The 25396-nt window shown below is 49.8% G+C and carries 29 protein-coding genes; 6 read left to right on the plus strand and 23 right to left on the minus strand.

Translation table 11 applies throughout. The features are described 5' to 3' along the window. Window positions 1–31: 31 nt before the first annotated feature. The 4 genes from OCV66_RS02615 (at window position 32) to OCV66_RS02630 (ending at window position 3358) form a co-directional block, all read left to right on the plus strand. Complete coding sequence (locus OCV66_RS02615; protein ID WP_054326627.1) at window positions 32–1054, plus strand: ABC transporter substrate-binding protein; 1023 nt, start codon at window positions 32–34, stop codon at window positions 1052–1054. Between the two features lie 116 nt (window positions 1055–1170). Further along, window positions 1171–2127 (plus strand): ABC transporter permease, encoded by a 957-nt coding sequence (locus OCV66_RS02620; RefSeq protein WP_147573748.1) that lies wholly within the window; start codon window positions 1171–1173, stop codon window positions 2125–2127. Then, window positions 2120–2899: an ABC transporter ATP-binding protein gene (locus OCV66_RS02625; protein WP_107631334.1), complete on the plus strand. Its 780-nt coding sequence runs from the start codon at window positions 2120–2122 to the stop codon at window positions 2897–2899. Before OCV66_RS02620 ends, OCV66_RS02625 begins: the two co-directional genes overlap by 8 nt. A gap of 75 nt (window positions 2900–2974) precedes the next feature. Further along, window positions 2975–3358, plus strand: coding sequence for a GNAT family N-acetyltransferase (locus OCV66_RS02630; RefSeq protein ID WP_054326624.1), 384 nt, complete (start codon window positions 2975–2977; stop codon window positions 3356–3358). Between the two features lie 57 nt (window positions 3359–3415). Here OCV66_RS02630 and OCV66_RS02635 read toward each other — a convergent pair whose 3' ends face one another. From OCV66_RS02635 to OCV66_RS02715, 17 genes are all read right to left on the minus strand, one after another. Beyond that, window positions 3416–3979 (minus strand): manganese efflux pump MntP, encoded by a 564-nt coding sequence (locus OCV66_RS02635; RefSeq protein ID WP_054326623.1) that lies wholly within the window; start codon window positions 3977–3979, stop codon window positions 3416–3418. Window positions 3980–4526: 547 nt separating this feature from the next. Next, window positions 4527–5459, minus strand: coding sequence for a transketolase family protein (locus OCV66_RS02640; RefSeq protein ID WP_054326622.1), 933 nt, complete (start codon window positions 5457–5459; stop codon window positions 4527–4529). Next, window positions 5452–6297 (minus strand): transketolase, encoded by an 846-nt coding sequence (locus OCV66_RS02645; protein WP_054326621.1) that lies wholly within the window; start codon window positions 6295–6297, stop codon window positions 5452–5454. The genes OCV66_RS02640 and OCV66_RS02645 overlap by 8 nt, the downstream gene beginning before the upstream one ends. A 59-nt stretch (window positions 6298–6356) precedes the next feature. Then, window positions 6357–7487, minus strand: coding sequence for an iron-containing alcohol dehydrogenase (locus OCV66_RS02650; protein ID WP_262563671.1), 1131 nt, complete (start codon window positions 7485–7487; stop codon window positions 6357–6359). Window positions 7488–7579: 92 nt separating this feature from the next. Beyond that, a complete protein-coding gene (locus tag OCV66_RS02655) occupies window positions 7580–8551 on the minus strand; it encodes a transketolase family protein (RefSeq protein ID WP_054326619.1) in 972 nt (323 codons plus the stop codon). 26 nt (window positions 8552–8577) lie between these two features. Next, window positions 8578–9408: a transketolase gene (locus tag OCV66_RS02660; RefSeq protein ID WP_054326618.1), complete on the minus strand. Its 831-nt coding sequence runs from the start codon at window positions 9406–9408 to the stop codon at window positions 8578–8580. A gap of 33 nt (window positions 9409–9441) precedes the next feature. After that, the gene (locus tag OCV66_RS02665) at window positions 9442–10479 is read right to left on the minus strand and encodes an NAD(P)-dependent alcohol dehydrogenase (RefSeq protein ID WP_054326655.1); all 1038 of its coding nucleotides are present in this window, start codon (window positions 10477–10479) and stop codon (window positions 9442–9444) included. A 13-nt stretch (window positions 10480–10492) separates the two neighbouring features. After that, complete coding sequence (locus OCV66_RS02670; protein ID WP_054326617.1) at window positions 10493–11272, minus strand: N-acyl homoserine lactonase family protein; 780 nt, start codon at window positions 11270–11272, stop codon at window positions 10493–10495. Between the two features lie 6 nt (window positions 11273–11278). Further along, window positions 11279–12364: an alcohol dehydrogenase catalytic domain-containing protein gene (locus tag OCV66_RS02675; RefSeq protein WP_054326616.1), complete on the minus strand. Its 1086-nt coding sequence runs from the start codon at window positions 12362–12364 to the stop codon at window positions 11279–11281. A 30-nt stretch (window positions 12365–12394) separates the two neighbouring features. Further along, on the minus strand, window positions 12395–12547 hold the full coding sequence (locus tag OCV66_RS02680) for a hypothetical protein (protein WP_262563675.1): 153 nt from the start codon (window positions 12545–12547) through the stop codon (window positions 12395–12397). Beyond that, window positions 12540–13142: a DeoR/GlpR family DNA-binding transcription regulator gene (locus tag OCV66_RS02685; RefSeq protein ID WP_147573750.1), complete on the minus strand. Its 603-nt coding sequence runs from the start codon at window positions 13140–13142 to the stop codon at window positions 12540–12542. The genes OCV66_RS02680 and OCV66_RS02685 overlap by 8 nt, the downstream gene beginning before the upstream one ends. 117 nt (window positions 13143–13259) lie before the next feature. Beyond that, a complete protein-coding gene (locus OCV66_RS02690; protein WP_054326614.1) occupies window positions 13260–13736 on the minus strand; it encodes an RpiB/LacA/LacB family sugar-phosphate isomerase in 477 nt (158 codons plus the stop codon). A 235-nt stretch (window positions 13737–13971) separates the two neighbouring features. Next, a complete protein-coding gene (locus tag OCV66_RS02695; RefSeq protein ID WP_054326613.1) occupies window positions 13972–14715 on the minus strand; it encodes an ABC transporter ATP-binding protein in 744 nt (247 codons plus the stop codon). A 41-nt stretch (window positions 14716–14756) separates the two neighbouring features. Next, complete coding sequence (locus OCV66_RS02700; RefSeq protein WP_054326612.1) at window positions 14757–15518, minus strand: ABC transporter ATP-binding protein; 762 nt, start codon at window positions 15516–15518, stop codon at window positions 14757–14759. Beyond that, window positions 15488–16276, minus strand: a complete 789-nt coding sequence (locus OCV66_RS02705; RefSeq protein ID WP_054326611.1) for an ABC transporter permease — start codon at window positions 16274–16276, stop codon at window positions 15488–15490. The genes OCV66_RS02700 and OCV66_RS02705 overlap by 31 nt, the downstream gene beginning before the upstream one ends. Then, complete coding sequence (locus OCV66_RS02710; protein WP_147573751.1) at window positions 16273–17064, minus strand: ABC transporter permease; 792 nt, start codon at window positions 17062–17064, stop codon at window positions 16273–16275. The genes OCV66_RS02705 and OCV66_RS02710 overlap by 4 nt, the downstream gene beginning before the upstream one ends. Window positions 17065–17169: 105 nt before the next feature. Next, window positions 17170–18282 (minus strand): ABC transporter substrate-binding protein, encoded by a 1113-nt coding sequence (locus OCV66_RS02715; RefSeq protein ID WP_082396882.1) that lies wholly within the window; start codon window positions 18280–18282, stop codon window positions 17170–17172. Between the two features lie 424 nt (window positions 18283–18706). Here OCV66_RS02715 and OCV66_RS02720 point away from each other — a divergent pair, with 424 nt between their 5' ends. Next, complete coding sequence (locus OCV66_RS02720) at window positions 18707–19759, plus strand: zinc-binding dehydrogenase (RefSeq protein WP_054326608.1); 1053 nt, start codon at window positions 18707–18709, stop codon at window positions 19757–19759. A gap of 100 nt (window positions 19760–19859) precedes the next feature. Here OCV66_RS02720 and OCV66_RS02725 read toward each other — a convergent pair whose 3' ends face one another. The 3 genes from OCV66_RS02725 to OCV66_RS02735 form a co-directional block, all read right to left on the minus strand. Then, window positions 19860–20609, minus strand: a complete 750-nt coding sequence (locus OCV66_RS02725; RefSeq protein ID WP_054326607.1) for a DeoR/GlpR family DNA-binding transcription regulator — start codon at window positions 20607–20609, stop codon at window positions 19860–19862. A 387-nt stretch (window positions 20610–20996) separates the two neighbouring features. Further along, window positions 20997–21845, minus strand: coding sequence for a sugar phosphate isomerase/epimerase family protein (locus tag OCV66_RS02730; protein WP_082396880.1), 849 nt, complete (start codon window positions 21843–21845; stop codon window positions 20997–20999). Between the two features lie 16 nt (window positions 21846–21861). After that, window positions 21862–22419, minus strand: coding sequence for a VOC family protein (locus OCV66_RS02735; RefSeq protein ID WP_054326605.1), 558 nt, complete (start codon window positions 22417–22419; stop codon window positions 21862–21864). Between the two features lie 696 nt (window positions 22420–23115). Here OCV66_RS02735 and OCV66_RS15600 point away from each other — a divergent pair. Next, complete coding sequence (locus OCV66_RS15600) at window positions 23116–23382, plus strand: DNA-3-methyladenine glycosylase family protein (RefSeq protein WP_390125103.1); 267 nt, start codon at window positions 23116–23118, stop codon at window positions 23380–23382. A gap of 83 nt (window positions 23383–23465) precedes the next feature. Here the strand turns inward: OCV66_RS15600 and OCV66_RS02745 are convergent, their stop codons facing one another. The 3 genes from OCV66_RS02745 to OCV66_RS02755 form a co-directional block, all read right to left on the minus strand. Continuing rightward, on the minus strand, window positions 23466–23825 hold the full coding sequence (locus tag OCV66_RS02745) for a molecular chaperone Hsp90 (RefSeq protein WP_107631347.1): 360 nt from the start codon (window positions 23823–23825) through the stop codon (window positions 23466–23468). Window positions 23826–23940: 115 nt separating this feature from the next. Continuing rightward, the gene (locus OCV66_RS02750) at window positions 23941–24417 is read right to left on the minus strand and encodes a phage holin family protein (protein ID WP_082396878.1); all 477 of its coding nucleotides are present in this window, start codon (window positions 24415–24417) and stop codon (window positions 23941–23943) included. A 278-nt stretch (window positions 24418–24695) separates the two neighbouring features. After that, window positions 24696–25229 carry a methylated-DNA--[protein]-cysteine S-methyltransferase gene (locus tag OCV66_RS02755; protein ID WP_107632159.1) on the minus strand — a complete coding sequence of 178 codons (534 nt, stop codon included), beginning with the start codon at window positions 25227–25229 and terminating at the stop codon, window positions 24696–24698. Between the last annotated feature and the right edge of the window lie 167 nt (window positions 25230–25396).

Consider the following 25396-nt stretch of genomic DNA (forward strand, 5'->3'; position numbering starts at 1 on the left):
CACGCATTTTATGCAGAAAAGGGGTTTACTCATGAAAAAGAGATTGCTCGCCGCACTGATGGCCGGCGCGATGGCGCTTTCCATGGCTGCCTGCGGCAATTCCAACACTGATTCTACGACGCAGGACACCGGCAGCGGGGACGATGCCGCCGCACAGGCCGGCGATTACAATGTCGGTATCGTGCAGCTTGTACAGCATGAAGCGCTCGACGCAGCAACCCAGGGCTTTCAGGATAAACTGAAAGAGCTGATTGAGGCGGCCGGCGGCTCGGTCGAATACGCTTACCAGAACGCCGCGAATGATTCGGCCAACTGCTCCACCATCGTCAACGGCTTTGTTTCTTCGGGCGTGGACCTGATCATGGCCAACGCAACGCCTGCGCTGCAGGCCGCGCAGGCCGCGACCGCGGATATCCCGATCCTCGGCACCTCGATCTCGGACTACGGCACCGCGCTCGGCGTGGATAACTGGACCAGCACCTCTACCAGCGGAACCAATATCTCCGGCACGACCGACCTCGCCCCGCTTGACGGGCAGGCCGAAATGTTGCAGGAGCTGTTTCCGGATGCAAAGAACGTGGGCCTGCTGTTCTGCTCGGCCGAGCCGAACTCCCGCTACCAGGTGGACACCATCAAGCCTTTCCTGGAGGAGATGGGCTACACCTGCACCGAGTACGCCTTTACCGACTCGAATGACGTAGCCTCCGTCACCCAGAACGCGGCTTCCGCCTGCGATGTCATCTATATCCCCACGGATAACACCGCCGCCTCCTGCACGGAAGCGATCGCCAACGTGGTCCTGCCAGCGGGCGTGCCGGTTATCGCGGGCGAGCAGGGCATCTGCGAGGGCTGCGGCGTGGCGACCCTGTCCATCGACTATTACGAGCTGGGCGAGGTCACCGGTGAGATGGCGTTCGAAGTCCTTGTAAACGACGCGAACCCGGGCGAAATGACCATCGAACCCGCGCCCAACTTCACCAAGATGTACAACGCCGCCAACTGCGAGACGCTCGGCGTCACCATTCCGGACGGCTACGAGGCGATCGGCCAATAACCCGACCCACCGGACGAAAAAAGCGGAAAAGGCTTTGCTTTTCCGCTTTTTTTTGTTATACTATATGTAATGTGCTTTTGCACTTTATCAGATGATTACTTATTGGGGGAATCAAAGTGGAATTCTTCTCCAACCTGCTGTCCGCGCTGCCCGGCGCGGCGGCACAGGGTTTGATCTGGGGCCTGATGGCGATCGGCGTGTTCATCACGTTCCGCGTGCTCGACCTGGCCGACCTGACGGTAGACGGCACCATGGCCACAGGCGGCGCGGTGTGCATCATGCTGATGACGAGCGGTGTCAACGTCTGGGTGGCGCTGCTGTGCGCGTTCATCGCGGGCATGCTGGCCGGCCTGATTACCGGTATCCTGCATACCTTTATGGGCATACCCGCGATCCTCGCCGGTATCCTGACGCAGCTTGCGCTGTTCTCCATCAACCTGCGCATCATGGATAAAAAGGCCAACATGGCGATCAACCCGAACAATTATGACCTGCTGGTATCGCTGCGCAACGTCAAGCAGCTCACCCTCGAAAACCCAATCTTTGTCGCGGGGGTGTTCACCGTGATCGTGATTGCGGCGCTGTACTGGTTCTTCGGCACCTCGCTCGGCTGCGCTATCCGCGCCACCGGCGCCAACCCGAACATGAGCCGCGCGCAGGGCATCAACGTCAATTTCAACAAGGTGCTCGGCCTGATGCTGTCCAACGGCCTGGTCGCGCTGGCCAGCGCGCTGTACTGCCAGTACCAGGGCTTCGCGGATGTCAACGCCGGCCGCGGCGCGATCGTTATCGGCCTGGCGGCGGTCATCATTGGCGAGGTCGTGTTCAGCCGCATTTTCCGCAACTTCGCGCTGCGCCTGCTGGGCGTGGCGTTCGGCGCGGTGATCTACTATGTGGTCATCCAGGTGGTGCTGACCGCCGGCCTGGACACCAACGACCTCAAGCTCATCACCGCAGCGGTCGTGGCGGTCTTCCTCGCCATCCCCTACTGGAAGAACAAATACTTCAAGGGCGCGGCCAAGGCGGTCGCCAAGTCCGGCGGCACGGAAAAGGAGGAGGACGGCAATGCTTGAGCTGAAGGGCATCTATAAAACGTTCAACGCGGGTACGGTCAACGAAAAGCGCGCCATCGACGGCCTGGATTTGACGCTGGAAAACGGCGATTTCGTCACGGTTATCGGCGGCAACGGCGCGGGCAAGTCCACCACGCTCAACCTGATCGCGGGCGTGTATCCGGTGGACGCGGGCCTGATCCGCTTAAACGGCTTCAACCTCACGAACCTGCCCGAGCATAAGCGCGCGCGCTTCCTCGGCCGTGTATTTCAGGACCCCATGATGGGTACGGCCGCCACCATGGGCATTGAGGAAAACCTCGCCCTGGCCTACCGGCGCGGCAAGTCGCGCGGCCTGGGCCACGGCATTACCAATGAGGAACGCGCCCTCTACCATGAAAAGCTCGCCACGCTCGGCCTCGGGCTGGAGGACCGCATGACCAGCAAGGTCGGCCTGCTGTCCGGCGGGCAGCGCCAGGCGCTGACGCTGCTGATGGCGACGCTGCAGAAGCCCGATCTGCTGCTGCTCGACGAGCACACCGCCGCGCTCGACCCCAAGACCGCAGACAAGGTGCTGCAGCTCACCGAGGAGATTGTCGCGCGCGACAACCTGACCACGCTGATGGTCACGCACAACATGAAAAACGCGATCCAGTACGGCAACCGCCTGATTATGATGGACGCGGGCAAGGTGATCGTCGATATCCGCGGGGAGGAAAAGAAAAACCTCACCGTGCGCGACCTGCTGGAAAAGTTCAATATCGAAAACGACCGCATGCTGCTCAGCGAATAACGGCGGCAGCCGGTTTCAGGAAAAAGGGCGCTTGTTTAGGCGCCCTTTTTCCCATATGATAAGAGGAGGATGAATATGGAATACAAGGTGGACGACCGGACGCTGCGCGCGGATGTGTTTCTCCCTTTCGTCAATGCGGTATGGCCGGGGGAATATGATCGGGAGCGGACGCAGACCGCGTTATCCAAAACCATCAATATCACCGCGTATGACAGCGGGACGCTTGTGGGATGCCTGCGCATCCTTTCGGACGGTTATTACTTTGGGACCATCACCGAGCTACTCGTCCTTCCCTCGCACCAGAGGCGGGGGATCCGCAGCCGGCTGCTCCGGCTCGCCCAAGCGCATACCCCGACCATGCTGTACTTCGGCGCGCAGCCGGAGGCGCAGGCGTTTTATGAGAAAAACGGCTGCCCGCGCGGGCTGACCGCGTACACTATCCCCAAAGACCACCGCTGATCCGCTTTTGCAGAAAAGGACGCCTTCCGGCGTCCTTTTCTCCTGTTTTGGCGACCATTACCCCAACACGCCCAGATGCTCAAGCAGGATCTTGAGCCCCATCAGGATCAGCACAACGCCGCCAAACAGCTCCGCACGGGCTTTATACTTCGCCCCGAATACGTGTCCTATCTTAACGCCCGCGCAGGACAGGCTAAAGGTCGTGGCCCCGATAAAGCACACCGCCGACACGATATCCACCTGCAGAAACGCGAACGTCACGCCCACGGCCAGCGCATCGATGCTGGTCGCCACCGCGAGCGGCAGCATTGTGGCAAAGGAAAAGGAATCGCTCAGGCTTTCCTCCTCCTGCGCGCGCGACTCGCGGACCATGTTGCCGCCGATCAGGGCCAGCAGCACAAACGCGATCCAATGATCCACGCTGGTAATCAGCGTTTGGAACCGCACCCCGAGCGCGAACCCGATCAGCGGCATGAGCATCTGGAAACCGCCGAAATACAGCCCCGTGACCAGCGCATGCCGCAGCCTGAGCGTGCGTACGCTCAACCCCTTGCAGATGGATACCGCAAACGCGTCCATGGACAGCCCCACCGCGATAATGAACAGCTCCAACAAACCCATTTCTTGTCCTCCTTGTCGTACACGGGCGGCAGAAAAGCATAAAAAATAAGACCCATCTGCCTCCTCGAACAGATAAGTCTCGTCATTTCATGCAAAGCCAGAGGAGCGTCCTCCCCAGTATGTTGGCCCTGCCGCACGGCTGGAACGCTCCGTGCCGACTACTCCCTTATTGCGCTTTATCATACCATATGCAGGCGCAGAAGTCAATATGATCTGCGGCAGGAGATGCGGGTTTACAGCGTATATTTCATCATATTATACAAATTAATATATTTACTTTTGTGCTATTTGTTTAAATATCGTCTTGTTTTCTCCTCTCAAACCGCGTATGATAAATACCATCCAAAAATCAAACCGCAAGGGAGGCCACAGAACATGAACAAGTTTTTGCAGGCGATCTGCACCATGAGCGAGCGCTCGATCGAGAATAATACCTATGTGCGCTATCTGATCCGTCAGTACAACATGCCGGAAAAGAAAAAGCGCGGCTGAGCCTGCGCCAAAGGGATGCCCCCATCCGAAGCGAATGCTTCGGATGGGGGTATTTTTATGCCTGCGCAAAGGCGGCCACGGCTTGGGCAATGCTTGCCGCGTCAAGGCCGTATAGCTGCGCCATATCGGGATATTCGCCGGAGCTGGTGTAAATATGCGGAGCGCCGATGCGTTTGATGCGGACCGGACAGTCCTCTGCACATATGTCGGCCACGATCGAGCCTAATCCACCGACGGTAAAATGCTCCTCCACCGTGACGATCTTTCCTGTCTCTGCCGCTTTGTGGATGGCATCACGGTCGATCGGCCGCAGTGTGTGGATCCCCACCACTGTCGGACGCAGGCCGGAGGCTTTGAGCTGTTCCACAGCCTCCAGTACATTCGGTGTCAGGTTTCCGGTCGAAATAATCGAAATATCGGATCCTTCCTCGTAAATGACCGCTTTTCCCAGTTCAAAAGGGCGGCGCACTTCCGGTACCGGCAACGCGGAATTGTGAACGCGCATATAGACTGGCCCGCGATAGGTCAGCATGGCCTGGAAACAATCCTCCAGCTCATAGGCGTCCTGCGGTGCAAGAATCATCACATCAGGTATCGCCCGTACCAGTGCAATATCATCCAGTCCATAATGAGTCGGTCCCAGATCTGAATAGCTGAAGCCGCAATTCCGGCCGATCACCTTAACATTCTGGTGCATATAGCCGAGATCGATGCGGAAAAACTCATACGGTCGGCCAGTGACGAATGGGGCGGGGGCGCAAAAGATTGGCGTCAGGCCGCAGGTCGCCATACCGGAGGCCACACTTTCCGCACCGGCCTCCATAATACCCATTTCATAAAACCGGTCAGGGTACTTTTCAATAAACGGCCCAAAACCGGAATTCGGTCCGCTGTCCGCGGACAGCAGAACAATGCTGGGGTCCTTTTCCGCCGCCGCCATCATGCAGTCACTAAGCGCATTTTTAAAGCTCTTTACCTGATTACTCATTCTCAAGCGCCTCCAATTCTGCAGCATTTTCCTGTTCCGCCAGCTCCATCTCCTCAGGAGTCGGCAGCCAGAAATGGTATTTCCCTACATTTTCGGCCTTGGAAAAGCCCTTTCCTTTAATGGTTTTCGCAATAATCAGCGAAGGTCTTCCCTTTTCAAACGGCAGCGCATCCAATATCTGCACGATCTGTGCCATGTCGTGTCCGTCGATCTCACGAACCACCCAGCCAAAGCCCTCGAAATGCGCACGAATCGGTGAAAAATCCATGATGCGGGTCACATCTCCGCCAATCTGTAGGCCGTTGTTATCGACAATGGCAGTCAGATTATCCAGTTTATAATGGTGGGCGATTGCTGCCCCCTCCCAGTTCGTCCCCTCGGCAAGTTCACCATCCCCTAAGATGGTAAAAACCCGGGAGTCAAGCCCCTTTGCGCGTAATGCCAGCGCCATACCGCAGGCAATCGACAGGCCATGTCCCAGCGCGCCGGTATTTGCTTCAATTCCGGGCAGCTTTTTCATATCTGGATGCCCGGGCATGCGGCAGTTCAGACAGCCATAAGTATCCAGCAGGTCCTCTGGAAAAAAGCCTTTTTGGCACAGCGCGGTATATTGTGCAAGGCATTTGTGTCCTGCGGAAAGCACGAACCGGTCGCGGTCTTCCAGCTCCGGATTGTTGGGATCTACTTTCATTGTATGGAAATACAGCGCAGTCACGATATCAATACAGGAATTCGCGCCGCCCAAGTGTCCCGCCTTATGCGCCTTGCACATGCGGAGGATCTTTTGCCGGCATTTTGCCGCCGTAACCCGTAGTTCCTTGAGTTCTGTGTTGTTCATAAATCAATTCACACCTTTCTGATCGTCACAAGGCTTTTGTTCAGTTTTTCTTTTGCCGCTTAAAAACGGCGGCGGTAGATCTCAGCTGCCTGTTCCCGGGTGAATGGCACATAGCTCGCTACAAGTAAACGCTGCTTTGAGGCAAAAATGCTTTCGGTAAAGGGCTTGATATCCTGCTCTGTCATTCCCGTTTCCCGCAAAGGACGGTTGGGATACAGCTGGTTCAGCATTTTCTCCAAACGCTCAAACACAGGTGCTTCCCCGGCAAAGCCCGCTTCCTGTAGCGGCTTTTCTACAATGTCTTTCAACTCGGCAAGCGCCCCCTCCGGCCTAATCTGGTCATACATGGAGAATACGGCAGTCAAAAACTGGTAGATAGACTCACCGTGGCTTATTTTGTACTTTTCTCCCAGAGGATATGCCAATGCATGTACCGGACCCGCGCCGCCATTATTCACCGCCATGCCCGCCAGACAGCTTGCCTGGATAAAATCCTTTGCCAGCAGCGCTTTATACGCGGCACCTTTTTCGATCAGCTGCCTGTAGCCATTCAGGATCAACTGCACGGCCCGCGCCCCAACCGCGCGCGCCATCTCATTACCACGCGCGGCGGATACATAGGATTCCATCGAATGTCCCAGCGCGTCTACCGAGCAGTGAATGAAAAATTTAATCGGCAGTTCCGCTACCAGTTCGGGTACCAACACCGCATGGTCCGCGCTCAGGCGTTCATCCATAATCGCGGTTTTAAGGCCGGTGTCTTTCATTGTGATAATGCCGCCAAACGTTACCTCACTGCCCGTGCCGCAGGTCGTCGGCAGAATAATAAGCTGCTTATCCGTTTCAAAGGGCTGTTCTCCCCGTATTATCCGTCCTATCGGCCGGGCATCGCGAATGATCAGCACCTTTGCAATGTCGATCACGCTGCCGCCACCAACTGCAACCACGCGGTCGATTGGGAACGGCTGCATATCGGCCAGTATCTGATCTACGGTTTCCTCTTTCGGTTCCCCCGCATCGTATTTGTCCTTGAGAATGATCGGGCAGGACAGGCCCGCAGCTTTGATAAACCGTTCGTACAAAAACGTCTCGGTCAGCAGCAGGTCGCGCGGACCAAGTGCAAACTCTGCTGCAAACGCGGCAAATGTATCAATACAATGGACTTTAGGCTTGACACAAAATAACTGCATAGATATCTCCTCCCCTACAGAAAGGCAATGATCGTTCCAGCCGCCCGCCCCTGTCTTGGGCAGGCGGCTGGCTTCACGAGACATACCCCCGGTTATTTTTTGGCTGAAATCGCGTCCTTGGCCGCCGCCGCCACGTCGGCCGCAGTCATTTTCATGCAGATCTGTAGCTCGGGCGTGGTAGCGACCTCTCCGAAGCGATCCTGTATGCCGATACGGCGCAGCGGTGCAGCACAGCCGCCCTCGGCCAATACCTCTGCAACTGCAGAACCAAGTCCGCCGATTATGGAATGGTTTTCCGCGGTTACGATCGCACCGGTTTCGGCCGCGCATTTCAGGATGCACACCTTGTCGATCGGCTTGATGCAGAACATATCCACGACACGGGCTGAGATGCCTTCTGCCATCAGCTTTTTCGCGGCTTCCATGCAGGTCGTCAACATCAGGTTGCCCTCCGCAATCAGTGTCACATCCGTACCTTCAACCACTACATTGGCCTTGCCGATCTCGAACGTAGAGCCTTCCTCATAGATTTTAATATTACCCGTGCGCTGGACACGAAGATAAAACACACCCTCGGTATTCGCTGCCTGATCGACTGCCCATTTCATCATTACTGTATCGGTCGGCTCAAGGATCGTAATTCCCGCGATGGGCCGCATGAGTGCCAGATCCTCGTTCGCCTGATGCGTGCCTCCGTTTTCCCCTGCAGAGATTGCGGGATCGGATCCAACGATTTTAACGTTGTTCTGCGCATAAGCACAGGAGATGTAATTCTGGTCGCACATGCGGCGCGACGCAAACGCGGCAAATGAATGACAGAATGGGATTTTGCCGACTGCTGCCATCCCGGCGGAAACCGAAGCTAGCGATTGCTCTGCGATGCCGATATCAAAAAAACGCTCCGGATATGCTGCTTTAAACTGTGGCGCGTTAATGCAGTTGGCCAGATCGGCTTCCACGTCAACGATATTTTCGTTTTTCGCGGCCTGCGCGAGCAACTCATCCATATAGGCGCCCTTGAGGTCAAGTTCCTCGACAATATTTTCCTTTGCAAGCTTGATCATGTCCTGTTTTCCTCCTCTTTCCAATCTCAAAGCGCGGCCAGCTCGGCCTTGAGCGCCTCGATTGCGCCCGCGACCATCGCATGATCCATGCCCTTAACGCCGTGGTTACCGTTCACGGCCTCCTTTTCCGGCCAGCCCTTGCCCTTAACCGTGCGCAGGTTGATGAAACCCGGCTTGCCGGCGGCGCGGCACTGCGCGACCGCATCCGCGATCGCGGCACAATCATGGCCATCTACATCAAGTGCGAACCAACCGAAATCCTCTGCTTTCCGGCGCATGTCGCCCAACGGGCATATGGTATCGGTGAAATCATCAAGCTGTTGTTTGTTGTTATCCAGCATAATGATGAAATTATCCAGCTTTTGTGCGGGTGCGATTTGCATAGTCTCCCAGACCTGTCCCTCCTGCGCTTCCCCATCACCGATAATAGCGAAAACCGTGTTCTTCTTTCCGGAAAGCTTGAGGCCCATTGCCATTCCGCAGGCGCACGAAACACCCTGTCCCAGTGAACCGGCCGTCATATCGATGCCCGGTGTCAGATTTTTATCCACATGGCTGGGAAGATGCGTACCCAGGTGGTTGAGCGTATACAACCAGTCCATCGGGAAAAAGCCGCGCAGCGCAAGCGCCGAATACAGTGCCGGCCCACAGTGCCCCTTGGACAGTACCAGGTAATCACGATCCTCCCACTGCGGATTTTTCGGATCATGCCGCAGCACGCCGGCATACAATACCGCAATCGCGTCCGCAATCGACAAGCTGCCGCCGACATGGCCGTGCGAGTGCTCGGCCAGCATATCTAGCACATGAATACGGATCTCATATGCCAGCCTTTTCATTTCTGTTACATTGCTCATGTTTTTCGTCCTTTCCTTATTTGAAATAATCCTCTATTCCATTGTGATAACCGCTTTGACGCAGTTCACTTTGTCATCCACCGCATGATCAAACGCCTGCTGTGCCTGTTCAAACGGGTAGGAGGCGGAAACAATCCGCTTTACATCAATCCGACCTGATGCAACGGCCTGAAGCGCGATAGGATAAGTGTTGCAGTAGCGGAATACCGCGCGCACCTCTGCTTCTTTTTTATATAGATTGCGAAAGCTGAACGGCACGTCCGGCATGATGTTGCCGACCATGACAATCGTTCCCCCGCGCCCAACGATATGGCTGGTCTGCGCTGCCGTAACCGGACTGCCCGCTGTTTCAAAAACGATATCAACTCCTGCCCCGCCGGTCAGTTTCATAATCTGTTCGACCGTATTCTGTGTACCTGAGTTTACCGTGTCGGTCGCACCGAGTGCGAGCGCCTTATTCAGATGGCTGTCAAACAGATCGCAAACGATAATGCGCGATGCGCCCCAAGCCTTTGCCGCAAGCAGCGTGCATAGACCAATACAGCCGCCGCCCAATATAGCGACCGTTTTCCCAATCGTTACACCGCTGCGCTGTGCTGCGTGTATGCCGACGGAAAGCGGTTCCAGCAGCGCACCTTCTGTCATAGACAGATTATCCGGCAGCCGGTATGTTTTGAATGCCGGATATTTAATGTAGCGTTTGAGCGCGCCCTCCACCGGCGGCGTTGCCAGAAAGACAACATCCGGACAGAGATTATAACGCCCGCTCTCACAAAACGCGCATTTTCCGCAGGGGACACCCGGCTCGATTGCTACACGGTCTCCTACCTGAAAATCCTTTACATTTTCCCCGACCTGGTACACAACGCCGGCCGCTTCATGCCCCAAAACAAACGGCAGCGAATTTGGGAAAATTGAAAACGCCTTTCCCTCATAGAAATGCATGTCTGAGCCGCAAATGCCAACGCTCTTAACCGCAATCCCCAGCTCGTCTGTGCCGACCTCCGGCATGGAAACGTTGCACAGCTCAAATTTGCGTACATCCGTCATGACCATTGCTTGGTTCTGCATATTGCTCCACCTTTCAATCATAATAGCCCTCCATTGATTTGGTCAGCGTGCGGAACTGCTCCATATCATGGCCAAACAGGATATCTGCCCCTTCGTCTTGACTACGCTGGACAATACGCTCCACGGTTTTTACATAACCCTTGGCATCATATGCGATACCGGCGATCTGTACCGGTGGGCCGATGTGCTCCTTTGTATAGATAGTATCCGCTGCCAGCAGATATTTCGCGCCGCTGTCCAGTTCTGCCAGGATTCCCAGCATGCCATAGGAGTGGCCCGGTCCAAAATTCAGGATACGAAGCCCGGGCAACAGAGTAAATTCCTCTATATCCTCCGGCACCGGCCTCCATCTGATTTCTGCCTTGAGCCAGCTTTCGATATCCGACTGCATATGGAAGCCGGAGAAATCACGGCGGACATAATCACGCAGAGTTTTGCAGAGTTCCGTCCTACTGACGATTACCTCGGCATTCGGAAAAAATTTCAACCCACCTGCATGATCGATGTGCAGGTGCGACACCACCACATACCGGATATCGTCACACGCAAGGCCGAGTTGTGCAAGCCGTTCCTGCACATACCCGTTTTCGCCCGCGATGTAAGGGTTCACCTGCATATGCGCAGGCCAGGCGCCGCTCATGCCGTCCGGATCGCATCCTGTGTCAAACAGTACATATCCCTCCGGCGTATCAAATAGAAAGCTGTGGATCGGTATATCCGCTGTGCCTCCGCCTGTTACCTTGTTGTCACTTATAATACGGATCACACCGTTATCCAGCACATACATTTTCATACGCGTTCAAGCCTCCGGTACGAATGGGGCGTTTGGGTCTCCATTTGGATGAATAACCACCTTAAGCGCGGATTTATCTGTTTTATTGGTGTCCAGCGCGTGGAAATAGTCATCCAACGAAAAGGTATGTGTGACAAGTGTGCTCACATTGCACTTACCACTCCCCATATATTCGACCGCGCGCGGAAAATTATTGACCTGGCAGCTTACGCCAATATAGCTCTGGTTATTATAATGCAAATTATTTAGGAATTGAGCCGGGTTTTCCAGGGAAATAGCAGCATGATAGCTGCCATACTGAATCATGCGGCCACCTTTTTTAAGCAGCTTGACAAGGGTTTCCACCATAGACCAAGCGCCAGAAGTATCAATGATGCAGTCTATCCCATCTGGGAATGCCGCGCGCAGCTTTTTCAGGTTAGCTTGCTGGTCATTCCGGTCAATCAGCAGTGTTGGTACACCATAGCTTGCCAAAGTGTCCAACCTTGATTGCACCAGCCCGACCGCGACCGACCGCATCGCGTTGGAGAAATGGCAGAGCTGTGCAAGGATGATGCCGTGCGGTCCCATACCGCTGACGACAACTTGCTCGCCCGGCCGAATATTCGCTCGATCGAGAGCTTCTATCGCACAGGCAACCGGTTCGGCCACACTTGCTTCATCAAAGGAGAGGGTGTCAGGCAGCTTGACAACATTATCCTGACGGATAACCAGATACTGGGCAAAACCGCCATTGATGTTATGTCCGAGGGAGCCAAAGTTTTCACAGAACAGCGCCTTCCCGTTTTTGCAGTACCAGCACTTGCCGCATGGAACCGCATTATCCGCGGTCACTCGGTCGCCGGGCTGGAATGTCGTAACATTTTCCCCGACCTCCTGCACATAGCCTGCGAATTCATGCCCGTTAATCACAGGGTAACGCGCCAATCCGGTGCCGGTGGTATCATGCCCGATCTCTGCCCATTTACAGATGCCGCACGCCATCACCTTGATAATCACGTCATCCGCTCCGCAGGATGGATATGGAACCAGCTTGACAGAAGCGTTTTCTCTGCCGGCCTTTTCATAGACCAGCGCCTTCATCATCTTCATGCTGTGCTTTCCTCTCCTTTTCGATTTTATTTACTTTGCCACGATCACCTTAACGCCCAGCTTATCCAAATGGGTGGCAAGATCTGGGGAGGCGATCGGCTCGGAGGTAACGATGCAGTCTATCTCCTCAAATCGCGCAAATACCATAAGCGCGTCAATGTCAAATTTTCCGTGTTCAATCAACAAGATTACCTGGTCCGCAGCACGGATAAACGCCCGTGACTTCGGCCTGAAACGGTGTAACGCAGCTCAGTCCCTCCGTCCCCCGCACGCCGGTTGTGGATAAAAACAGCTTAGAAACATGAATCCGGCTTACATACTCCTCCACTTCTCTTCCAACCAGCGCGGCTTCCCGCACCCGCAGAAAACCGCCGGTCAGATAGGTCTGTATTTCTCCATGCGTTGAATACAAATGTGCGACTGGGATGGAATTTGTGACAATGGACAGGTTTTTCATTCCAACCATCTGATAGGCAAGCGCAAGGGTTGAGAAACCAGAATCGAGCAGCAGAGCGTCCCCCTCCTCAACCAGCTTGACTGCCGCACGGGCAATCGCAATTTTATCGGCTGAAAATTCCTTCATATGTACTATTTCAGGCTGGATATATTTGGCGTAGCCGTGCGTGCGCAAAATATATCCGTTCTTTTCCAGAAACGTCAAATCGCGACGAATTGTAGCGGGTGAATCTCCGACCCTGCGGATAATGTCGTTCACCGACATCTTTTCCTCCCGCACCAGCATGTCATATATTTTTTCCCTGCGCTCATCATTTTTCATACGCTACCTCGCCCACCATGGCTTCAAAACAAAGACTTTTCCGGCTACGTTCCGGTCATTTTCTGAAGCCGTTTACATTCCCCTGCCGAAAGCGCCTGTTATCCGCTTTGCCGTATTTTATTTGCCAAACTGCTCGTCTTCATAAGTAGCAAGATCCTTAGCACCATTTTTGATACGCTGTACGCGGAACTCCGGCAAACCCTGCCCCCATTCTGTTTTCATAAAAACGTCAATCATCTCGCATGCCATACGAAGGCTGGTCGTCGTTCCTCCCAATGCAATGATATTGGCGTCATTTACAATTCGGCTTTCGCGTGCCGCATACCAGCTTTCACACAACGCACAGCGAGCGCCTTTATTTTTATTTGTTGCAATGCTGATCCCCATTCCTGTTCCGCACATCACAACACCGCGATCACATTCGCCGCCTGTTACTTTTTCCGCTACGTTTCTGCCCACGATCATGTACGGGACAACATTCTCCTGATCTGTTGTTCCAACTTCCACAACCTCATGTCCCATAGCCCTCAGGTGCTCCAGTACCCCAGCACGAAGCTCCAGTCCGCCAGGATCTACACCAAATGCAATTTTCATTTCAACCTCTCCTTTTTGATTATAAAAAGATTTTTATGATTATATTTTAATCTTTTATTGATTAATAATCAATATTTTTTTGTTTTTTCATCGTTATATACAATTATTGATTAATTAATTTGTATATAAATAATTTTATAGTCATACTTCTATCAACAAAACAGACTTATTGAATTTATTCTATGAGTTAATCTATTTTTTTTATTGTTATATTAAAAAATCCAAACATTTATATTTACCACCACTTGATCATTTCGGTGATATGCTCACGATATTCTATAAACTGTGCATCCGCAACATTCCGAGGATACGGTAAATCAATATTTACCTCCTCTTTGATTGTTGTAGGCTTGGGCGACATAATCAGGCAGCGTTGTGCCAAATATACGGCTTCCTCGACATTGTGGGTAATAAATATAACGGTGGCTCCGGTTTCTTTCCAAAGCTTGATGACCTCATCCTCCAGATAGTATCTCATTTTGATATCCATTTGTCCGTATGGCTCATCCATAAGCAGCAGGTCTGGATACATCGCAAAGCTTCTGCCAATGACAACGCGCTGCTGCGCGCTGGCAGATAGTTCTCTTGGATAAGCGTTCATTACTTTCTCCAATCCGAGTAATTTTGCCATCCGGGCAACACGTTTATCAATTTCATCCTTTGAATAATGCTTGATCTCTAAATTAAAGCGTAAATTTTTTTCTACGGTCAGCCAAGGAAAGGCAGATGGCTCTTGAAATACAAAGCTCAAATTATGCTTTTTGGGGTCTGCAGGCTCTCCATCAATCAGGATCTCCCCTGCGGTCGGTTCAATCAGCTTTACCAGAAGGTTTAAAAAGGTAGTTTTCCCACATCCTGTGGGACCTACAATGCAAACAAATTCCCCCTTTTTTATATCAAACGAAGCATTATCCAAAACCAGCAGATCGCCAAATTTCTTTGTTAAATTACGGACTTTAACCTTGGTTTCCTCGCTCACAAAAGCACCTCCAGCTATTGATAAAGTAATAGGAACCTGAATTACAGCGCCAGATCCACTTTGGAAGCAATTTCATTGCGCAGTTCCAAAAAACGCGGATCCATATTGTTGCGTGGACGGGGCAGATCAGGAACAAACTCCTCCACCACTTGACAGGGCTTATTGCTGAGCAAAACAATCCGATCACCCAAGGTAACCGCTTCCTCCACATTATTGGTGATAAATACAATCGTGCATTTTTTCTGCTGCCATATACGCAGGATCTCTTCCTGCATTTGATACCGCGTTTGCGCATCGAGCGCGCCAAAGGGTTCATCCATTAAAATAATGTCAGAATTTGTCGCATAGGCCCGTGCGATACCGACTCGCTGCTTCATTCCTCCGGATAGCTGGGATGGATAACTTTTCTCAAATCCCTCTAGTCCCACTAGTTTAATGTATTCCATTGCTTCCTTGCGTCGCTTTTCCTTTGGAACCCCTTTAAATTTTCCATTCATCTCCACGTTCTCCAGAACGGTTTTCCAGGGATAGATCGCATACTGCTGAAATACAACGCCTATATTTCCATATACCTTTCGATTATCAGAATAAATGACCTGTCCTGCATCCGGCTCCTCCAGCTGCGCCATAACATTTAACAAAACGGTTTTTCCGCATTGGCCTGGCCCAAACAGAACAAGGAATTCATTTTCGCGTACCTCCAGGCTGATACCATCCAATACTTGCAGAGTACCGTTTTTGGTCGTAAAGCTCTTTTTAATGTCTTTTAGAACTACTTTTGTTTCAGGTATAGCCACGGACATAACACCCTTTCCAGTTTTGTAAATAGAAAATTGTATACAGCACAACCAACTGCTATCAGAATCATAGTCGCCATGACCATCTCATAATTCATACTGTCCATTGCAGATAAAATCACATATCCGAGGCCCGACCGGGCGACGATCATCTCTGACGCAACAACGCTCATCCAGCAACTGCCTAGCGAGGTTCTCATCCCTGCCACAATAGCCGGAATACTGTCCGGAAGGACGATATTCTTTAGCATGTTTGTATTGTTGGCACCCAAAATTTTGCCTGCCTTTATCAGTGTGGGGTCAACATGCGTCATACCATGGTAAGTATTGAGGCAGATCGGCACAAACGCACCGAATACGATCATGATGATGTTTGTTTTATCCCCAATCCCGAACCACAGGATAAATAATGGGATCCACGCAAGACCCGGCACCGGACGGATCATTTCAAAAATCGGCTGAAAAATCGCCCGGAAGGTTTTGAACCATCCCATAAGTACACCGAGTACGATGCCTATAATACATGAGAATACAAAACCTAGCGTAATGCGCTTCATGCTCGCGCCAATATGGACCAGAAGGGATGCGCTGCCTACTCTTTTCCGCTCAAACATTTCCACCAGCATAGAGACGGTTTCAATCGGTGTCGGTACGCGGGTATTGAGTCCGTAGATATGCCAGGCAATAAAAAACAGAACAACGGAAATAATGGAGAGAATCCATTTCCAATTACTGAAAAATTCTAAATTTTTTAACTGCTTCATTTCGGTTCCTCCGTAGACCAGGGCGCTATATTCCGTTCCAGAATACTCATCACATAGTTAATCAAGAAGCCGATGATACCTATTACCACAACACCGAGGAAGATCAGGTCTGTATCCATCAGCTTTCTTCCCTGATTCATCATATAACCCAAGCCAATCGTTGCAGCAACCATTTCAGCCGCTACCAGCGTAGCAAAAGCAATACCGAGAGAAATGCGCAGGCCTGTAAAAATCATGGGGATGGCAGATGGGATACCCACTCTGAAAAACATCTGCGCCCGCGAGGCTCCTCCAACCTGTGCAACATTCAAAAGCACCTTTTTGGTTCCTCTGATGCCCGTCCATGTATTGATTGTCAGCGAAACCATAGAACCAATAAAAATAATGCAAACCTTGCCGCTGTCGCCAATCCCGAATATCAGTAATACGATCGGCACCCATGCAAGCGTTGGAATCGGACGGAGCATTTCAAATATCGGGCGAAAAAAGCGTTCTGCCCCCTCAAAGAATCCCATCAGCAGGCCAAGGGGGATACCAATGATACAAGCCATGGCAAAGCCTTCTAAAACAATACGCAGGCTCGCCCAGGTATTCGCCTGAATGGTGGCGCCGTCCGGATATTCTGAACTAAGCTTTTCGATAAACAACTCAATGACTGAAGACGGTGCAGAAAGCTTGCCTGGGTCCACCAGTCCCAGACGGACAATCAGTTCCCATCCCACAAAAAAAACGATCAGCGAAATTACGCTTATCACCGTATACCGGTTCAGCTTTTTCTTCTTTTGCATTTACTAATGATCTCCTTTTAAAGATATGGCTGCTTGCACAGGTAGGTGAAAGCAGCCATATACCAATCCATAGCGTTACCTAATATCACACGTCAGGTCAAGGAGTTAGCTTTGTTCCGCCTCCAGCTCATCCAACGCGGCAAGGATAATGTCGTCGGCAATATAATCATCAGCGTTATATTCTGCAAACACCTCATCACTCATCTGATCCACAGAGTTCATAAATTCTGCAATCTTCATAAACCCATTGGCACAGATGCTGTCTTCGCCGCCCTCAAAATATTGACGGCTCCATTCCAGTGTAGGCATCTTGTAAAATGCACAGTCATTTGCTGCGCTCTCCTCGGTAACATCGACGTTATATTCGCTCTGCCAAATGTACATCCATTCTTTAAATAGGTCATCATCGTTTGCAAACTCATTTTGCGCGCGCATGACGCCCTTTGCAAACCCTTTCAGCGCTTCCTGTTTATTTTCCAGAGCATCTGGGCAGGCCATGATGGTTGCGATATTATCATAATCCGGATACAGTTCATCCAGGGAAGCTACCATTGTATAGTGCTCCGGATCCGCCTCAAATTCATTCCAGTTGGGGATGCCTGCTACCATAACGTCTCCCTCACCAGCTGCAAACGCTGCGGGGATCTGGTTCTGCTCCATATCGATCGAGGTCACATCATCGCTTGTCAGACCCAGCATCTCAAGAATGGCATTGATCGTATAGTGTCCGGACTGGCCCTTGGTCCAAAGCACAGTCGAGTTTTTCCATGCATCCGCCGATCCATAAATATTCGGATACTTTTCAATATGCCCCTGACCCGAAGTAATGATCTCGGAATCATTGCGCGCATACACACGGTAGGCCGCGTTGTCCGGGGCAAGATAGCAAAGCAGCTGGGAGCCAAAAGTCGTTGCGCCAGTCGTCGACATCATGCTTCCAAGAGAATACAAATCGATCTCCCCAGCGCGGGCCGCGTCATTGATCGAAGTACCGCTGTTGAAAAATGTAATCTGGAGGTCAACGCCGTAGTCCTCAAAATACCCCTGCTGCAGCGCATACCAAACCGTTACAGAGGTTGCAGTCGAGGGTGCGCCATAGAGCAATGTGGTCAGTTCGCTTCCATCAGAGCTAGTGGAGACATCATCGTTGCTGTTGCCACAGCCAACCAGTGCAAAGATCAGGGACAATGCTAAAATAGTACTGACTAACCTTTTCATAATATCCTCCTAATTTTGCTGCGCTACAGAAAAAATCAGCATTTCTTATTTTATAATCTTTTTCTGCTCTTATTTTATAATCTTTTTCTGCTCTGTTGCAGCTTTATTATGATCACAATTATATATTCGCTCACTTGATATGTCAATATTGATAAATTATATAAATATTTATCAATCATTTTATGATCATTTCACAACTATTTTTTTCTTATATTTTAAATCCTATAAATTATTTGTTATATAACACAAATAGATAGATATTATTTTATTCATTTTCGTAGTTTTGTGTGTACATCGCCGCTTTATTCTTGACTTTCTTTTTGAAATAATATATCCTATATCTATCGTATAATCAATTTTACAATCACTATAAAATCAATTAATGTGTTTTATCCTCATTATAAAAGAATAAGGAGTGATTATAATGAAGGCTGTCTACCGGTATGGTTATGAGCCAAGGCAATATGAATTCCGTGATATGCCGGATCCAACCTGCGGTCCGGAAGATGTCATTATAGAGGTCAAATACGCTGCCATATGCGGTTCTGATGTTGCTACATATTTTAATGGGGGTGAAAAGGGAGGCATTTGCATTGTCGGGCATGAATTTGCCGGTACTGTAGTGCAGGTCGGCAGCCAGGTATCCGATTGGAAGCCCGGCGACCGTGTTGTTTCCGATAACACAGGACATGTCTGCGGAAAATGCCATGCCTGTACCAGCGGGTTATTCCTCAACTGTATGGAACGAGTTGCCCTTGGCTATGGCATGGATGGCGGTTTTGCCAAATATGTCAAAATACCAGGAGAGATCCTTCGTATCCATAAATGGGCTTTAATGCGTATCCCTGATGGGGTCCCTTATGAATACGCTGCCATCCTGGACCCTATCTGTAATGCTTATAAAGCTGTAGCTCAGGAATCCGGCTTACGCCCGGGCGAAAGCGCAATTGTTTTTGGCCCCGGTCCAATCGGGCTTTTAGCGACGCAGTTCTGCCATATCATGGGCGCAAAGGATGTCATAATGGTTGGCCTTTCTGCTGATAAAGCGCTTCGGCTTGATGTAGCATATGAAATGGGGGTTACTGAATTCATTGCATCGGATGCCGAGGACTTTGTTTCCCGCATCCACGAGGTTTGTGGAGTGGAAGGGGCTGATGTAGCGATAGACTGTGCCGGAGCCCCCTCAGTACTCCTCCAGGCCATTTCTGGTGTGCGCAAGGATGGGACCATTGTTAAGGTTGGCGCGAGTACTGCTCCACTAAATTTTTCATTGAATGATTTAACATACCGCGCGCAGATTGTGAAGGGCCACCATGCCTATGATGTCATCTCATGGAGAAATTGCCTTGGCCTTCTTTCTAAAAACATGCTTCGGCTTGATCCGCTTATTACGCATATCCTCCCCTTGGAACAATGGGAGCGCGGCATCCATATGATGCGCAACCGTGAGGGCATAAAAATACTCCTGCAGCCTTAACCTTTCAATAAAAAACTGGTTTGGGACATAGTTCCCAAACCAGTTTTTTATTGTGATTCTATTCAAAACCTATACTGCAAAAGCATAAAGCTATATGTATTCATTGTTCCGCAATAATCAATTCCACCTGATTCTTTTCCAAGGCCATCAACTGCGCCTGATTCCTGATGGGCTGATCCACAATAATAATATCTAAATTTTTGAAGTCTGCAAATACACGAAGCGAATCCTTTTCAAACTTTTTTGCGTCGGCGAGTACAACAACTTTTTCCGAAGCTTCAATCAACGCACTCTTCAGGTTTGCTTGGAACGGTGTAACACAAGCCAGCCCCTGTGTTCCCCGCACACCTGTGGTTGTTAAAAACAAAATAGGGAATTTCATTGTACGAATATAATTTTCCGCCTCCGGACCAACCAGAGCTTCCTGCCTTCCCTCCAGATATCCGCCGATCACATAAGTCGTAACGTTGGTTGCCGCCAAAACATTAGCAGCGGTCAGTGAATTAGTAATCACCGTAATATCATCACGATTCGTTATTTGCTGCGCCAATGCCAGAGCAGAAGCGCCGGAGTCCAAAAAGATCGTCGAATTTGCCGGTATCAGTTTTGCTGCTTCCCGGGCAACCGCTACCTGCCCATCCGTTATCCTGATCTGGTGGACAATATCAGGCTGGATATATTTCGCATAGCCACGGCTTCTGCTGATATATCCGTTTTCCTCTAAAAAAGTTAAGTCTCTTCGGATTGTTGCTGGAGACTCTTTCATTATTTCGATCAAATGATTGACGGAAACAATACCATTTTTCATTAAATAATGAATAATATCCTGTCGCCGCTTTTCTATGTTCATAATGAGCCCCTCTATTTTATTATTATTTCCCTTTAAAATGACAAAAAAAGTCTAAAATCCTGTATATGTTTATATTAACAGTACAAGAAAGTAATGTCAATTATCTTTTGCCTGATACATCCTTTTTCTGACAATCTGTTTTTTCTTTCCAGAGGAGCTGCCGGTTTCTGAAAATACAAACCGGTTTCCAGCCTAACATCATGCCACTTCAAAGCAGTCGCCTGCTTTTATATGGTATGATACCAAATACTATTGAAAGCAATCCATATCCAATAAAAGCTGGAAATACAAGCACATATCCGCCAAGCCAGAACAGCAGACCCTGAAATAAAAGCACTATCACATCCAATGAAGCCATCATATATCGTCTGTGTAAGATTGTTTTTGTCATAGCACCTGTTGTTGCAGTGCTCTGTGGATGGTTTTCAAATCCATATGGGCAAGTGCGTCAAAGTTATCTTGCTCGGAGAGCGGGGAAGCTGTATAGTAATTTTCCGTAATGTAGCTTCCCTGATAGCCAAGCGTTTGAATGATGTTCATAACTTCATCAAAATGTCCGCAGCCCTGCCCGAGCAGGGTGCATCCGATACAATTATCTGGTCCATCCTTCAGGTGAAAATGATCGATTTTATTTAACCCGATCTGTTTGATTTCCTCTCGGGGATCAGCGGTATGGAATCGGATGGGATTAAAAATATCATAGCATATTCGTAAGGAAGGGCCGACTATATCACACATCCGTTTGATTTCCCAAACATCTAATGCGCTTTCAAATACGACCGTAATATCCTTTTCCCCTGCAATTTCGCACGCCGCGCGCAATGATTCAGAAAACTGAACAAAATCCCTTTCATTTTTTATCTGGCACATGAAGCCGGATGTAAGCATCAAACGTGGGATCTCCAGTGCGTAGCATGCCTTGACAGCTTCACATATGCTTTCCAAACCAACTCTTCCACATGCACTATCCAAGGGATGAATCATACAGGCCTGCCTGCATAATGTCCATAAATGTAGTGAATGGATTTGTAGCCCTGTATGATCGATTGCCCGGCGGTATTCATCCTGAATTCGTTGATCTGATAATGGATAACCGGCCTCCGATCCTCCCCTCTCTGCAATTTGTATGCAATCGAAGCCGATACGGGCTGCACATTCTATTGCCTCTACACCAACAAAAGGTAATACCCATTCGCAAATCCCTACTCGCTTCCTGTTACTATCCATATATGTCATCTATATCCTCCTATCGTCAGTTTCCGACATATCCTTCTGGATTTCCTGCAAGGGGATGGTTGGCCAATGGACCAACAACAATATTTCCGGCCTCAATAATAATTCCAAGCAGATCGCGTAAATCGTAAAAATAAAAATCTTTCTTTTCTCCATTCGGCATGGGTGCGCCCATCGTACCACAGGTCAGCGGTGGGATTCCCATTTGTTCCATTTTTTGAATAAATACCGTCCTGTCATGGATTTTACATGCGATATGATGAATTCCATTCTTTCCACCATTCTGGATCAGAAAATCTGAATATGGGTTTCCTAAGTTCTTATCCAACGGTTCAATGATTTCAAAGTCGATTCCACCCAAATCAAACCGATAATACTTTATATAAAATTCACAGTGCTTCCCAAGATATCTAGCCCCATCGAATTCACCACGGTCATAAAAATCTTTTGTACATCTTTTAATCAAAGTTGATTCATCTATATCAAATAGTTCACGAAAATTTTTCATTACCGCTTCCATATCATTCACGCAAATACTAACCTGAAATATAAGATCAATTTTTATTTTATCACTCATTTTTATCCTTTCCTTTCTATTATTCTTTATATATAATATTTTTTGCAACCAAATATATTATTTTAGATTATTCCATTAAAAATACGTTTTATTATGTATTATTGATTGTAATATGATATTATTTGATTATATTTTAATTTATATATATTGAATATGCAAGTTTTTTCCCATATAACCTGTTTTTTTGTAGCATTATACAAATCAGATTCTTATTTCTTGTTATACATCCTTTAACTACCTATAGTTAAATCCTACTAAAAAAGGGTATTGCCATATTGACGGTCCTTCCCCCACCTATCCATTATCCTTGTTTTCCATCCTGCAATATGATAGAACCAATATGTAAACCGCACGATCCTGCTGCAAATGAGGTGTCTGCCACTTGTATTTTCAATATGGCAAAGCGGAAACGGATTATCTAAAAAAGAAAGACGCCCGATTGGGCGCGTTGATCGATCAAATCGGTCCGATCCGCCGTGAGACCGACCCCGACCTGTTTTCCGCAGTTGTCCACCACATTGTCGGGCAGCAGATATCCACCAAAGCCCAGACTACCATCTGGAACCGGATGCGGGAAGCGCTCGGCACAGTTGACGCGAAAACCGTCATATCCGCCGGTTCCGCAAGGCGGAATATATCCTCGATTTTGCCCGCAAGGTCCAAAATGGCGCGTTTGATCTGGAACAGGTCTGGCATATGTCGGATGCGGAGGCGGTCGCCGCGCTTTCTTCCCTCAGGGGGATCGGCGCATGGACCGCGGAAATGATCCTTCTGTTCTGTATGGAGCGACCGGATGTATTCAGCTTTGATGATCTAGCAATCCAGCGCGGGCTGTGCATGGTGTACCATCACAGAAAGATCGACCGCCGTTTGTTTGAGAAATACCGCCGCCGGTTCAGCCCCTTTTGCAGTGTTGCAAGCCTGTATCTATGGGCTGTCGCAGGTGGGGCTGTGGAAAGATGAACGACTACGCGCCAGTACACAAAAAAGCGCGGGAAAATAAAAAAGCCGGAGATTTTCTCCGGCTTTTTTCCAACGATTAACGCTTATTTTAAAATATCTTCCTTTTTCGCAAGGATGTCCGCTACAATCGCGCACGCGGGGCAATCACAATATTGTGCTCCTGCCGCCTTTATCTCTTTGGCATGAGCCACAATACCGGCCGCAGTATCCGCGCCGAAATACGCCGCGCCTTGTTCCGACCCTGCAAATCCAATCAGGTTATCGATCGGCATGATATCCGCTTCCAGCTCCTCAACATACTTGCCTGTCTGCTCCTTTTCCGCAGCCGTACCGACCGCAGACAGCCAGGCTTGCGCAGCGGCTTTTGTTTCGCTGCTGCAGGTTGGCGCCTGCATCAGTTCATGCGTTTTGGCGGTAACATACTCCAGTATTTGTCTATCCATTGATCATATCCCCGCTTTCTTTATAAGGATTTGTCCTTATTCTATCATGCCAGTACACAAAGCGCAAGATGGCACCGTCTACCCCTGAAAAAAACATCCTACTCTGTCGTTTTTTTTACTTTTCTTCCCCGCTGTCCTTCGGAATCACCCGATCGCCCGCATCATTTACAACCGTCCGCACTGCGTTCAGTCCCTTGACGAATATTTCCGGTACGTCGATGCCCAGCGCCACCATATTTTCCACAATGGAGGTCAGTTCATTGATGATATACACCGCCAGTACAAACCAGCCCAAAAGCTGCAGAAAGCCCAAATCAACTCCAAGCTGCGCCCCCAGTGAAATCAGGAAGCCCGATACCGAGAACGCAATTGCGATAATCACCCAATAGCTGACCTTTTTCAAAACGCCGCGCGCCCCTTTCTCGCTCGACAGCGTTTGGGTTGCCCTTGATTTTGCATACCCGTATATGCAGTCGATCACATTGAGCGCCAGGAACAGAAGGAACACAAACCAGTATTCCCCAAATATCCACGTCAGAACCGCGATCACTGCGCCCCACAGCAAATTTGCCTTGTCAAAAAATTCCTGCATTTTTTCTCTCCTTTTTCTGATTTTTCCCATACCTATGGATAACTCCCCATCCCCGCCGCATGCCATACCACAGTCCGGTCATGATATCGTTAAAATCCCTGTCCTTTTGACCTCTGGTGGTCAATCCCGCCGCCTATATTTTTTGATATGTTGGGGCGTTCAGCAAAGCAAGGGCAGGCATACGGATTTCGCGATAAAAAAACCGCGCCCGCCCACAAAAGGGAGGCGCGGTTTCCGCTTTGAAAAGGAATGATGCAGAAAGACGCTTATATTTTCTTTTAAGGCGCCGTACTGTGTTTTGGCACAAAATACTCTTTCTTCAGGGCGCCCTCCAATTGGAGAAGGGCAATTTTTTTATCAATGCCGCCGGCATATCCCGTTAAGCTGCCGTTTGCTCCAACAACGCGATGGCAGGGGACGATAATGGATATCTCATTTCGCCCAACGGCTCCGCCCACCGCTTGGGCAGACATACGTTCCAAACCGCGCCTGGCCGCGAGCTGCTTTGCGATCTCCCCATATGTCGTGGTCTGTCCATAAGGGATAGAGGAAAGGATTTCCCATACCTCATTTTGAAAATCCGTGCCGATAAAATGGAGCGGGATTTTGAAATCCGGCTCTTTCCCCGAGAAATAAATAGCAAGCCATTTTTTAGCTTGTTCGAATACCGGAATCTCCTTTTCCTCACGCTCTTTGTCCAGATAAAACGCAAAATATTTTTGCCCCGCAAACCATAATCCGGTTAGGCCGAGCTCATCTGCGGCCAGCAAAATCTCCCCCAGGGGAGACTGGTAATGACTGATATACTGCATATTATCCCTACCTATCAGAAGCACCCTTTGTTCCCGTTTCTTTTTCTGCTCTATTATAATTTTACCATACAAGCTCCATAATTGCCAACAGCAGAAGCATTATCGGAACCCGAGGAGACACTGTCAGGTATTCAGAAAGCTTATTGGAAAAGAGTAAAAAACCCGTT

This window comes from Agathobaculum ammoniilyticum, assembly GCF_025567315.1.
Taxonomy (GTDB): domain Bacteria; phylum Bacillota; class Clostridia; order Oscillospirales; family Butyricicoccaceae; genus Agathobaculum; species Agathobaculum ammoniilyticum.